10 protein-coding genes are annotated in these 12,617 nt (G+C 46.7%); 2 read left to right on the top strand and 8 right to left on the bottom strand.

Translation table 11 applies throughout. The annotated features are described in order from the left end of the window. Positions 1-271: 271 nt before the first annotated feature. The 7 genes from H7A02_02970 to H7A02_02940 form a co-directional block, all read right to left on the bottom strand. Positions 272-1,462 (bottom strand): TetR/AcrR family transcriptional regulator, encoded by a 1,191-nt coding sequence (locus tag H7A02_02970; protein ID MCP5171222.1) that lies wholly within the window; start codon positions 1,460-1,462, stop codon positions 272-274. Between the two features lie 118 nt (positions 1,463-1,580). Next, on the bottom strand, positions 1,581-2,669 hold the full coding sequence (locus H7A02_02965; GenBank protein MCP5171221.1) for a DUF1679 domain-containing protein: 1,089 nt from the start codon (positions 2,667-2,669) through the stop codon (positions 1,581-1,583). A gap of 58 nt (positions 2,670-2,727) precedes the next feature. Next, positions 2,728-3,210 carry a mechanosensitive ion channel gene (locus H7A02_02960; protein ID MCP5171220.1) on the bottom strand — a complete coding sequence of 161 codons (483 nt, stop codon included), beginning with the start codon at positions 3,208-3,210 and terminating at the stop codon, positions 2,728-2,730. 120 nt (positions 3,211-3,330) lie between these two features. After that, complete coding sequence (locus tag H7A02_02955; protein ID MCP5171219.1) at positions 3,331-4,368, bottom strand: nitronate monooxygenase; 1,038 nt, start codon at positions 4,366-4,368, stop codon at positions 3,331-3,333. A 69-nt stretch (positions 4,369-4,437) separates the two neighbouring features. Then, on the bottom strand, positions 4,438-6,291 hold the full coding sequence (locus H7A02_02950; protein ID MCP5171218.1) for an ABC transporter ATP-binding protein: 1,854 nt from the start codon (positions 6,289-6,291) through the stop codon (positions 4,438-4,440). Beyond that, a complete protein-coding gene (locus H7A02_02945) occupies positions 6,288-8,015 on the bottom strand; it encodes an ABC transporter ATP-binding protein (protein MCP5171217.1) in 1,728 nt (575 codons plus the stop codon). Before H7A02_02945 ends, H7A02_02950 begins: the two co-directional genes overlap by 4 nt. A 286-nt stretch (positions 8,016-8,301) precedes the next feature. Continuing rightward, positions 8,302-9,810: a YdiU family protein gene (locus H7A02_02940; GenBank protein MCP5171216.1), complete on the bottom strand. Its 1,509-nt coding sequence runs from the start codon at positions 9,808-9,810 to the stop codon at positions 8,302-8,304. A 209-nt stretch (positions 9,811-10,019) separates the two neighbouring features. Between H7A02_02940 and H7A02_02935 the strand changes: the two genes are divergently transcribed. Then, positions 10,020-10,559, top strand: coding sequence for a DUF1456 family protein (locus H7A02_02935; GenBank protein ID MCP5171215.1), 540 nt, complete (start codon positions 10,020-10,022; stop codon positions 10,557-10,559). A 256-nt stretch (positions 10,560-10,815) separates the two neighbouring features. Continuing rightward, a complete protein-coding gene (locus tag H7A02_02930) occupies positions 10,816-11,325 on the top strand; it encodes a GrpB family protein (protein ID MCP5171214.1) in 510 nt (169 codons plus the stop codon). Between the two features lie 213 nt (positions 11,326-11,538). Here the strand turns inward: H7A02_02930 and H7A02_02925 are convergent, their stop codons facing one another. Further along, positions 11,539-12,522: a hypothetical protein gene (locus H7A02_02925; GenBank protein ID MCP5171213.1), complete on the bottom strand. Its 984-nt coding sequence runs from the start codon at positions 12,520-12,522 to the stop codon at positions 11,539-11,541. Between the last annotated feature and the right edge of the window lie 95 nt (positions 12,523-12,617).

Here is a 12,617-nt window from a genome sequence, read left to right as displayed (position 1 = left end):
TTCTGTTTATCACACCGCAGCTCGACTCCTGATTGAGCCGAGACAATAGCAGCTACAATAATTCACTTCAAGCCTACCACTTGATTTTTTTATTTAACAAAAAATATTCATATTGTTATATTTCAATAACTTAAATAGCAATCAAATAATATTTATTATTAACCAAGTGATATTTTTATATTAAAATAATTTAACGACGATCTATAAGGTGATAAGTTTTTAGATGTTATTCGGAGAAATTAATGTGAAATACCTGAGCGCCAGGTAGAGATTAAACTTGTTCGAAAAGGAGTTCAGCCGCAGAAAAAAACATCTCCTCAGGGATCATGCCGGAATCTGATAACGCTTCATTTAAAATAGCCTGGCCTTTCATCCAAACAGCAAATACGCTTGCCGTGCCTCTTTTTACAACGAGAGAGTCGGGCCAAAATGTTTGCCCTGATTTAAAGGTTCCCCACCCACCAATTCGCCTCAAATGCTCAATCAGCGGATAAAGTGATTCCTGCCGCGACGCCAAAAGGCAGGCCTGGCCAGTGAGCTTTGCATAATCAGAATAAAAGCCGGCTTTGGTATTACCTGTTTTTGGGCGGGTTAATCTTTTTAAAACCCTGGCCCACTCAACCTTGTTTTTTTGCTTAATGCTATTCAAATCCTTAGCATTAAACTCGCTTGGCTTCTCTCGCAGCAAAGCGTGCCACAACGCTTCGTTGACAAAATTCGCCATATTATCAAAGTGATACGCAATCATTGCTGACGAAACGCCTGCCTTTTTCGTCAAACGCCGCTGACTCAAAGAGCCCAACCCCTTCTCTTTGATTTCATCCGCAGCTATCTCTAACAACTTTTCCGCCAGATCGTCAGGCGGGTGTTTATCAAACTCAGGGAATGCTTCCCCCCCACTATTGAGCCAAAGAAAAACATCACCCTCGACGGCGTTATCCTGAATGCCAAAACTCCCTGCCAACAACGCCCGAACGTTCTCCTGCAATAGCATTCGGTAGTGTATATTCGGCCAGAGTTGATAGGCGAAAAGCTCTTCCATGGTGATATAAGTCACTATCAGCTCCGGAAGAGCAGATGAAAAACTTCGTTCTGTACCCTTTAAGCGATCAGACCAGAATTTAACCCGCATTTGATGCCAGTGCCGCAATAAATCGCGTGAGAAGGCTCCTGGCTCCAGCTTCAATAATACTTCTGACCAAAACCGAGCGGTTTTAAACTTCGTGCGTTTTTCAATATATAAAATAAGAACTTCTACCAGATTCTCATAACTCAGGGGCATGCTCTCAAGTTCTGCAGCAAGGTTTCGATGGAATTTGAGCTCTTCCCCATACGCATGATTTTGAACAGCCAACAAAAGGTCTGCTTTGGTTTCGAACCTTCGGGAGATCGGCGTAACAGAGCACCCGGCTTCACTGGCGATATTTCTGATAGAAAACCCATCAAGACCGGAGCGGCTCACGGCATCCAGGGACAGATCCAGCACCCGATTAACCAGCGCGTCGTTGTTATCGATAGAGGCCATTGAATTCCCGAGTCATTTCCATCACTACCTAATCTGGTAGTCAAATTGGCAAAAATCAGAACGCTTTAAGCACCGAATAGCCATCCAGATCACGTACCTGAGCAGCCGTGCGCTCTATCCACGACTTCCACATTTCATCACCGCGCGCTGTACGTTTTACCGCACCAAATCCAAAAGTACCAACTTGCAAACCATAGATAGAATGCATTCTGTAATCATTCCAGCACTGCTCCGCGTCGTAATCGGTTACTCCGTAAGCCTTCATCGCATTATGGTAATGAGTAACCAAATCACGTTCATGAGCGCGGCGATCTTCTGTTGTCATACTCGTACCAATATAAAGCGCGATATCCATCGTGCCCCGACCAAAAGCCAACCCCTGCCAATCAAGAACAACGACAGGCCGCTTACCATCCTGCGCATCAAAAAGCACATTATCAGCGCGCAAATCGCTATGCCATAAGCATTGTGGATCATTGAACACTCGTTTCCAGACATCGGCGTACGGTATTAACTTGGATGCTTCGGCCAGGTCAGCCTCAGGCACCAGATCTCCTGCAATTTCAGGAAAATTCTTGATGATTTCACCAAAAGAATCTGTAACATTATCGTAAATAGTCAGCACGCCCTTTTGCCACTCGCTGATATTTAGCCATTCAGGATTACCCCAGCTTCCCGCATGAAATGCAGCGGCCTGTTCCATAACCAGTGCAGCTTCATCTGCTGTGCACCCTTTCAACTGATCAACGCCACGCGCAGGGGCCAAGTCTTCCATCAAAAGAATAAAGTCGGTTTGGTTGTCAGCTATTGCGCCGTGAATAACCTTGGCCACCTCTACAGAAAGGTGCGGCTCCAGCTCGTTATAAAACTTAATTTCATTACTGTAATAGCCAGAATCACGTCCGAACTCACGGCTTGTTTTGTCAACTGATGGAAACTTCCCCACAATAGTGGAAGGGCCAGCTAAAGGTACGCTGTAGGTGAGGTTGAAACGGAACGAGTCTCCCAGCTGACCGGTGCCACAAGGCTCTTTTGTAACGCTGGTAACCTCACCATCTTTAAGGTAACCCGCTTTAGAAAACACCTTTGTCAACCATTGAGCGTCGATAGACTCAACAGGTATAACGGCAGCAAAATCGTTCATTCTTATTCCCCATTTTGTTCAAAATTTCAGTTTTTATTTATATTGTTAACTACCACACTCACCCTTCAGAAGAAATTTTAATGACCGCCTTTTGAAGAATCATATTGTTCGGGTAAGTAATCAGATCACCATTTTTACGAATCATAACGTGAAACAATGAAATTTCTTCAATCACACCCGAAATATCATCATCTTTATCAACCACCCTTACCTTATCCCCAACACGGTAAGGAAACGCAAAGAAGATAATCAAACTGGCAGTAATATTGCTCAAGATCGACCATTGGGCAAACAGCGCGACACCAATAACGGCAAAAACTGAGGACAGGAATAACGAAACCTGAGAATACTCAATACCCAAAACCAGAAATACAACGATGAGAAACACCAGACTCATTGCGATATTCAACGTCTTATTGATATACGTTATTCGATAATCAACAACATCTCGAGAACGACCAATACTGGAGATAAGCCTTGAAAGAGAAGCGGTGCAAACCAGATACGTTACCAACACCCCGACAATCAAAAGAAATTTCATTAATTTTTACCTAGAGAACAAATAATAGGAAACACTGTAAAGCCGGTAATTCCGACGCAATTGTGCCGCTTCAACCAGTTTTTCTCCAGTGCAAATTCGATACAGACACTAAATTCAGATTTACAGGCCCGAGACTAACTCTTGTGTCAGAACAGCTGCTGAAACCTCGCGGCAACCCGTCGTATTCTGTCCGGCCCACATTGATGAAAAATCACCAGCCCCCTGCGCCTCCACGTAAGAGCGCAGCGGAGCAAGTGCCGCAGCTGCCATCGGAAACTGAGGTGCAGTCTCATTGATAGGCCCCTGCTCCCGAATCAAACGGTTCACAATGCCTCGCGCGGGCCTGCCAGTGAACACGTTTGTGATAGCGGTATGACGAGCAGCTTCAGATTTCAGCGCCGCTCGGTGGATTGCAGTGCTACTGACTTCTGGACACAGTAAATAACTGGTGCCAACCTGCACTCCAGCAGCACCCAAGTTCATCACTGCGGCTACTTCTTGCGCTGTGGCAATGCCACCCGCCGCAACAACTGGCACCTTCACTCGCGCCACAACTTGTGGAACCAGAGCAAAGGTGCCCATTTGCAGGCTCAGATCGTTAGAGAGAAAACTACCGCGATGCCCGCCAGCTTCGGTGCCTTGAGCAATAATGACATCGGCACCTCTCGATTCCAGCCACACAGCCTCGTCAACAGTTGTCGCCGACACCAGCACTTTCGCCCCCCAGCTTTTAACCCGATCAACCAACTCTGGCGCTGGCAAACCAAAATGAAAGCTGACTACCGGTGGTTTGAATTCCGCCAGCACATCCGCTATTTCAGCTGAAAACGGCTGTCGTCCAGGTCCGGGCTTAATCTCGTCAACGTTAAGACCAAGCTCTTCAAAATAGGGCTTGAGCGCCTCACGCCAGCGTAATTCGCGCGCGGCATCGATAACCGGCGGCGTGTGACAGAAAAAGTTCACATTAAACGGTTGCGCTGTCTGCCCCTTAATTCGGCTAATTTCTGCAGCCATCGTTTCAGCGTCCAGCATGGCACAGGGAAGAGAACCCAAACCACCGGCGTTGCAAACGGCTATAGCCAGTTCACTGCCCTGCACACCCGCCATGGGAGCTTGAATAATGGGTCGTTCTATACCTAAAGTTTCCGCTAGCGTCATGTTGCTACTTCTCCTTGTTCTTAGCCCCGCTCTTCAGCACGCATCGACTCTTTGAACCCGGTCACCGCATCATTCAGAGTCGGGCATTTCTTTTAACAGCCTGGCATAAACACCCTGTGATTGAATAAGTTCGGCGTGCGAGCCACGCTCGATGATTTGCCCTTTGTCCAGCACCAGTATCTGGTCGGAATGCTGGATAGTACTTAGGCGGTGGGCTATGGCAATCACCGTTTTTTCGACAAATACGTGATCAATCGCTTTTTGAATCAGTTGTTCGGTCACCGAATCCACCGAACTGGTGGCCTCGTCCAACAACACCACCTCACTACCAGAAGCCATACTGCGAGCAAACGCGATAAGCTGACCCTGACCAGCTGAAAGGTTGCCGCCATTATTCTCTAACTCAAAGTCATACTGCCCCGGCAAGCGCTCGATAAAGCTGTCGGCATACACATAGCGTGCAGCATCCATTATCCGGGCTTTATCAATTCCCTCACGACCAAGGCCGATATTGAAAGCTATCGATTTGTTGAACAAAAACACTTCCTGCTGCATCAGGGAAAAGAACTGCCCAACCTGAGCCACAGTCAGATCTCTCAACTCAATGCCATTCAAACGGATAGAACCTTCGTAGTTATCGTAGGTTTTGGTAAGCAGACGCAGAATGGTGGATTTACCGGAGCCAGTGCTGCCCACAAGCGCGATCTGATCGCCCTTGCTCAACTCAAACGACACATCCTTCAGAACCAGAGGTCCACTCGGGTTATAGCGAAAGCTCACCCGTTCAAAAACCAGCGACTGAAATTCACCCAATGGTGGCTGCTGTGTTGACGCAGCCGTCGGGCCCTGCCCTTGATTGTTTTTAAGTGCGCGGCCATCTTGCAACGGTTGCTGAAAAATTTCATCGATATGATCAAACGCCGCCAGTGCACGCTGAATAGAAGCCATTTGGGACGTAAAATCCCGGATCGGCACAAAAATTCGATCCAGCGTTTGAGTAAAGCCAATCAACACCCCGAAGGTAATCGTAGTCGCGAGTATTTCTTTGGCGCCAAACCAGATAATCAACGCCATGGCGATGGTGGTAACCCCTTCGATAACAGCAAACAGGGCAGAGTCATAAAAGTTCGACCGGGATTGGGCTTTGAAAAAGCCCTGATTGTAGCCCCGGTACTTGCGTTGCACCGGGTCCTCGGCGGAATAGAGCTGTACCGTTTTAATGCCGTTTAAACACTCCTGAAGGTAGCCTGCACCCTGCGACAACACTACCCGTCCCTTGGCGTAAGACTCTCGCAAACGGCGGCGCAGCACTTCGGTAATAAAATAGGTTGGCACCCCCATTACCAGTACCATCAGCGCCAGCTTCCAATTAATCACGAACAGGAAAGTTAGCAATGCCAGAGTAGTTACCACATCTCGAATCATTGCCAGCAAACCTTGAGAGAACGATTCACTCACCGCTTCCAAGTCACTGGTAAGACGCGTCAACGTGACGCCAATGGGGGTTTTGTCGAAGTACTGCCGCGGAAAAGCCAAAATGCGAGCAAACATATCTGCACGCATATCCATGAGCGCATGCAGTGCCGATTTCTGTAAAAAATAGTTGAATACCGCATCGGTAAGATAGTTACCCAACAATACCAAAACCAATAACCCGGACCACCAATACAAACCGGTTAGTTCACCAGGCACGATCTGAGTATCGATAATATGCATGATCAACCAGGGAAACAGCACACTGAACGCAATCGACAGCGGTACCGCCGCTGCGCCAATAACAACCTGCTTGCGATACGGCTTTAGATACCCTAAAAAGCGGCTGATCAAGTGCCAGTCAAATCCCGGCTTGCTGTTTTGTTTGTCCGTCTTATTGGGAGGTGTATTAGCGGCATCCGATGACGATGTGGCAGCATAGTGTCTCATTGGCTGCGCTCCCCGGAGCTGATTGTTTCTACAGCTTCGCTTTCAGAACCTTCACCACCACTTTGTTGTAACTGCCAGGTCTCCCGGTAAAGCGGTGAACTCTTCAGTAACTCTTCATGGGTTCCGCGAGCAACAATCTCGCCGTTATCAAGCACCAGAATATAATCCACCTTTTCCAGCACTGTGGCCCGATGGGAAACAATCAGAATACTCTGGCTGCGCATGTTCTCGAAAATCTGTCGCAGCAGGAAGCGCTCGGTTTCGTTATCAACGGCAGAGAGCACATTGTCCAGAACCATCAACTTGGAAGGCGTGTACATGGCGCGCGCCAGACTCAAGCGCTGCTTCTGACCGCCCGAGAGCAGGATGCCCTTCTCGCCAACCAGGGTATTTTCTCCCTCTGGGAACTGTTCAACCTCATCCTTCATATCGCTCTGATAGAGCACATCGTCTATCGGTTGATAGTCTTCGTCACCACCACTGAAGCGGATATTGTTTACCACCGAGTCAGAAAACAAAAACGGCTCTTGAGTAATGGTGCGCACCGCACTGCGTAAGTCTCGCCTGGACAACGCCGTAATATCATAGTGATCGATAAATATAGTGCCGGGCGCAACCTCCAAATGCCGGTTAATGCAGTTAACCAGCGTAGTTTTGCCCGCGCCAATCTGCCCGAGAATACCAATGGTTTGCCCGGGGCGAATTTCAAAACTGATGTTTTTCAGCGCAGGGGACGATTGCCCCGGATACGTAAAGTTCAGGTTATTCACCCTAACCCCGGAGCTGAATAGTTGCTGCCGCTCGTCTTCAGGCAGGTGGCTGGTATCTTGAGCGGGAACCTCCTGATCCAGGATTTTTCGCAAACTGTCGATACTGAGAAACCCGGTTTGAAACGCCGAAAAAATCATCGCCATTGAAAAGAATGGCATGGCCAGCAAGGTCGCATACGACAAAAATGCAACCAGCTCACCCAGAGACAAGCCCGACTGAATCAGGTAGCCGCCACCCACTGCCAAAATCAGTATTTTCATGATTCTGTCGGTATAACCCAAAATAGGCAGAACCAGCGTTCTCAGCCTCGCCAACTTCACCGAACGCCGCAAAAGAGCGCGGTTATCAACGGCGAATTCGCCCTGCGCCCAGCCCTGTATATGGTGTGACTTAACCACATCAATACCCGACAACAGTTCAACCGAGTGTGAAGACAAAGCTTGTAACTCTTCCATGCGAAGCTTCATCAATTCGCGCATCCGGCCAATAGCTCGATGAGAAATCATCAGGGTAATCACCACCGGCACCATGCAATACAGTGTCAGGCTCGGAGAAAGCTGCCACATTTTGTAGGGTGTGAGTGACAGAGCAAAACTGATATTAAAAACCTGCAATAACACCACCCCGGCAAGTGCGCGGATACCGTTGATGTCATTATTGACAATAGAGATTAGCTTGCCAGTCGGGTAACGTTCAAAAAAACCGCGCTGCAGGAACGTCAGCTTGGCAAACGCTTCATTCTTGAGATCGCGCTCAATGGCTCTCCCGGGGTTAAAAAACAACATACGGGAAATGGTGCGCGCGCCCATCATTAACAACGCCAGCAACGCTATCAGCAGGATATTGGTGTTGAGCGCGTCAAGGTTCAGCGCCAGCGATTCGTTCAGCAAATCAATAGAGGCGCCAATATAACCGGGAATATTAACCGCCAGCCAGTTCGTGATAAACAGCATCAACACACCAACCCCGTACGACCATTTATGCCGGGACAGGTAACGAAACAGAAAGCGGCTGTTGGATTCCTTTACAGGTTGGTTTAACAATTTAGTTCCAAAATTTATTTAGGCTCGCCCCTTCAAAACACAGCGGTTTTAGGCATACCGGGCTAAGGCGCAGCGACTGGATAGTACACTATGAATCTTCAAAAATTGATCGACAAGCAAGAACCCTATGATACCGCTCCTGTGCCGGACTTTAAAAGCCGCTTAAACGCCACTTTTCAAATGACTCTTTTCCAGATCAAGTCCCGCAAAATGTTTGCAGCACCACCTGATCTGGTCGTGGCGGGATAGCGAACTGTGATTTTTCTGGATTAAAGTCGTACGGATTAACCAATAAATCGACCATCGTGTGAAAAGGCGTTAAATCACCCGACTGCGTTGCAGCCACAATCACCTGCTCAATCAAATGATTTCTGGGTATAAACACCGGATTACTGGCATACATCAAAGCCTGCCCTGCCTTGTCTGCTTTAGGGTGTGTCTTCATCTCTGCATTCAGCAATGCCAGCCAACGCTCTACCCAATCGCTCATTTCAGCAGGTAACTGATACAAGTCAGCAACCGACTGCGGGTTTCCCGCGCCTGCTTGACCGGCGTAAGCAACATAGGCTGTATCTGCCAAAGCGCGAAAACCCAGTGTGAAATCCACCTTATGCTCAGTCATTAATGCCAGCAATTGCGGAATCAGCGCCTTAGTGTCGCCACTTATTTCCGCAAATCCAAGTTTGTTATGCACCACTTCATCGTAGGCAGCCTGATAAATAGCCACAAAACTGTCCACCGCCTGCTGCGCCAAATTCACCGAGTCTGTTTCATTGTCGGCCAATAACGGTAACAGCGATTGCGCCAATTGAGCGAGGTTCCACTGCGCGATATACGGCTGGTTTTTGTAGGCATAGCGGCCACCGTGATCAATAGAGCTGTATACGGTTTCAGCGCGATAGGTATCCATAAAGGCGCAGGGGCCATAATCAACCGTTTCGCCACAAACCAGCATGTTGTCGGTGTTCATCACGCCGTGAATAAAACCAACAGACATCCACTTGGCAATCAGCTTCGCCTGGCGCTCTATTACTCCGTTCAGCAATTCAGCGTAGGGGTTGTCGGCAGTTTTAGCCGCTGGGTAATGCCGGTCGATAACATGGTCGGCAAGCGCCGTTAATAATGCAATATCACCCTTCATGGCAAAGTATTGAAATGTCCCAACACGAATATGGCTACTCGCAACACGAGTGAGAATGGCACCGGGCAACATACCCTGCCGAAAAACCCCTTCGCCCGTTGTAACAGCCGCCAAACTTCGCGTTGTCGGCACCCCCATCGCCGCCATCGCTTCGCTCACAATATACTCCCGCAGCACAGGGCCTATCGGCGAGCGGCCGTCACCCATGCGCGAATAGGGGGTTGGGCCGGCACCTTTCAGTTGAATATCGTAACGGTGGTTATCTTTACCTATTACCTCGCCCAGTAAAATAGCCCGGCCATCACCCAACTGCGGGTTCCAGCCACCAAACTGATGCCCCGCGTAGGCAGTGGCGATAGGTTCTGCTCCCGAAGGAATCTGGTTGCCCGCCAACACCGCAACACCCTCCTCAGACATTAACTCCGAAGGGTTAATTAACAACGCCTCAGCCAATGGTTGATTCACCCGAATTAAACCGGGCTCTTTAACCGGCGTGGGTAATTGCGGCGAAAAAAGCGCATCCGCCACATGAAGATAACTGTTAGAAAAGGGAATATTAACCATAGTGTTTTTAGAAGAAGAGCTCATAGAATAATTGCAGTGCTGTTAGCGATGACAAAAACCACTTTAGCACTATGCGAAGAATAGCCCCAGATAATTCAACGGCAAACACCGCGGTATTTTGATAGTTGATTCAAACAAAGACAAAACCCAAGCAGTAGTGCAAACTGTTATCAACACGTTAACTCGCCAACACCCACAAATAACAAACCATGACAAATAACGACTGCCTTCGCAAAATACGCTACATATTTGATTATAGCGACAAGCAAATGATCGACATTTTTAGCCAAGCCGATCTGGCAGTAACACGCCAACAAATTAGCAGCTGGTTAAAAAGAGACGACGACCCGGATTACCATTCGTGCAGCGACACCACCCTTGCAACCTTTTTAAACGGTTTAATCAACCTCAAGCGTGGCAGACGAGATGGCGAGCAACCCAAGCCTGAAAAACACATTAACAACAACATTGTTTTTATGAAGCTAAAAATTGCCCTTAACCTTAAGGCCGAAGACATATTAGCCCTGCTAGAGCTCGCAGGCCTATCCATTAGCAAACACGAACTAAGTGCCTTTTTTCGCAAAGCCGGCCACAAACACTACCGCCAATGTAAAGACCAAATATTGCGCAATTTTCTATACGGCCTGCAACTTCAGAACCGAGGAGACAGTGAGGCTTTTGAAGATGAGAATGAGGCCGCAGACAAGAGGCAAACTTCAATTAACCCGTCAATATGGAAGCAAAGCTAATCCCTATATTTCGAGTAGTTACTCATAACGCAATGTGAATAGTTGGTGGTACATTAAAAGCCTAAAGGTAATATCTTCATGGAATCTGAAATATATGGAAATAAATCCTCTTTTACCTAGCCAAAGAAAACCCCGCATGTCGTTGGCTCTTTGTTTTGCAAGGGAAAAGGTATTCCATTGAGAATAATAAAAAGTGATATACAGGCCTCGGGGTTCGGTTTATCACACTGTTAGCATCACAAGGAAAGTTTGAACCATGAGCAGAGCACCTGTAATACTTGAAGAGTATGATTCTTCGTGGCCTACGAAATTCGAGAAAGAAAAAGAACACCTGATGGCTATTGCTGGCAAATGGTTTTATGGGAGCATTGAGCATGTAGGTAGTACAGCTATTCCTGGTATGGTCGCAAAACCAGTCATAGATGTTATGTTTGGTGTTAAATCGTTAAATGAATCCAAGCCTGCAATAAAAGCTCTTGTAGATGGCGGCTATGAATACTGGCCTTATAAAACCGAAGTAATGCATTGGTTTTGTAAACCATCCGATGCTTTCCGTACGCATCATCTTCACTTAATTCCGTATGAAAGTCCGCTATGGCAAGAACGCATTAAATTCCGTGAACTTTTGCGCTCAAATAACAAAGTGGCAAATGAATATGCAAATTTAAAACGGAAGCTGGCTTCGGAATACAAAGAAGATCGTGAAGCTTATACAGAACAAAAGTGGCCATTTATTCAACATGCTTTGCGAGGCACGCAATGCTAGCAAGGCCAAGCACAATCGCCCAATGCAAAATGCGGCGTTGAGGCTGTAGAAAAACCCTTCTTTAGGGATAAATTTTGTTAAAATTGGTTATCGCATAAGGAACCATGCACATGCCTAAGTTTATCCCTTACGATCACAACCAAACATCAATGGTGGTGATTAATTATCAGGATCAATTACAGCCGGGCACCTTCGAGCATGCGATTCATCACCTCATGATGAAGAAGTTGGATCTTTCGGTTTTTTACCCCCACTGCCAATATGATTTGGTTTAACAAAAATATAATTATATTTTCCTTTAGGGTCGGCCTCTATCGATGGAGAAGCAACTGATACGATGTTGGTGTAGTCAAATAGCCAATTAAGATGTGAGCGAAATTCCTTTTTATCGTTGCGAAATCGACTTTGATCGTACGTGGTAACCATCTCAACAATCTCAAGTGGATAACCATTCTGTTTGAGTGGTTTTGAAGCTTGTTTCCTATCTAGTTCTGAATTGTTACCACAGGCAGTAACGGTAGTTATTAATGGAAGAATAAGGAATAACTTTAAAAACCTTCTGTTCAGATTGCCTTGTTGTCTCTCACCATATTGTCCTTCAGAACTTCTTTCCCACTTCAAAAGTAGAAAAATTAATCCGAAAAGAAACAAATAAACAGTTGGCGCTACTGGTATTGGATTTGACCCGCCATCATCACCGCCATTACCACCTTCTTCAAAACCGAAGTCTGAACTCAAAAGAGAAGAGTCTTCTTGAAAACTAAGGATCTGATTGGAATCTGTATCGGTAATCCCCAATGTCAAGGCTCGTTTAATATAAAGGTCTTCTGGTACAGGTTCGTATCCCATAGAAAAACTTGCTGTCTCTCCAGCTGATAACTGGCCACCATCACGAATAGAACCTCTAAAATTGAGAGCCGTGGTAACTGCATAATTTAGGAGGCCGTCTAGGTTATCTGGGGCAGTCAAAGTAATATCAAAGCCATGATTTGTATCTGTAAACCACAATTCGAAGCTAAAATAATCACGTTCTTCATCAGGAAGGCTAAGGTCAACATACCGAATATCACCTACTACAGTGTATTCATTGGAAGGATCATAAACCCCAATGTACCCATTAGTCAGTTCGATAAGAGCTGAGTGTGCAGGTAAAGCAAAACAAAGCAACAACGAAAATACTGCAAATATCCGTTTCAAAGTACTAACCTCCTCTGGCTAATAGCCGTAGATTTTTAAAAATGCCCTGAAATAGAGCGAACTGATGTGAAGTGTCGAAAATAAAAGCTTTATGC

Source organism: Pseudomonadales bacterium, assembly GCA_024234435.1.
In the GTDB taxonomy this organism is placed as follows: domain Bacteria; phylum Pseudomonadota; class Gammaproteobacteria; order Pseudomonadales; family Porticoccaceae; genus JACKOF01.
Note: the sequence above shows the minus strand (reverse complement) of the source record. Positions and strands in the feature narration are given on the sequence as shown.

What these genes read in the sequence shown, in the direction of transcription:
- H7A02_02965 (MCP5171221.1), bottom strand. Translation starts at nt 2,669, where the DNA reads ATGAACGATTTTGCTGCCGTTATACCTGTTGAGTCTATCGACGCTCAA.
- H7A02_02930 (MCP5171214.1), top strand. Translation starts at nt 10,816, where the DNA reads ATGAGCAGAGCACCTGTAATACTTGAAGAGTATGATTCTTCGTGGCCT.
- H7A02_02935 (MCP5171215.1), top strand. Translation starts at nt 10,020, where the DNA reads ATGACAAATAACGACTGCCTTCGCAAAATACGCTACATATTTGATTAT.
- H7A02_02945 (MCP5171217.1), bottom strand. Translation starts at nt 8,015, where the DNA reads ATGCTGTTTATCACGAACTGGCTGGCGGTTAATATTCCCGGTTATATT.
- H7A02_02940 (MCP5171216.1), bottom strand. Translation starts at nt 9,810, where the DNA reads ATGGTTAATATTCCCTTTTCTAACAGTTATCTTCATGTGGCGGATGCG.
- H7A02_02950 (MCP5171218.1), bottom strand. Translation starts at nt 6,291, where the DNA reads ATGAGACACTATGCTGCCACATCGTCATCGGATGCCGCTAATACACCT.
- H7A02_02960 (MCP5171220.1), bottom strand. Translation starts at nt 3,210, where the DNA reads ATGAAATTTCTTTTGATTGTCGGGGTGTTGGTAACGTATCTGGTTTGC.
- H7A02_02955 (MCP5171219.1), bottom strand. Translation starts at nt 4,368, where the DNA reads ATGACGCTAGCGGAAACTTTAGGTATAGAACGACCCATTATTCAAGCT.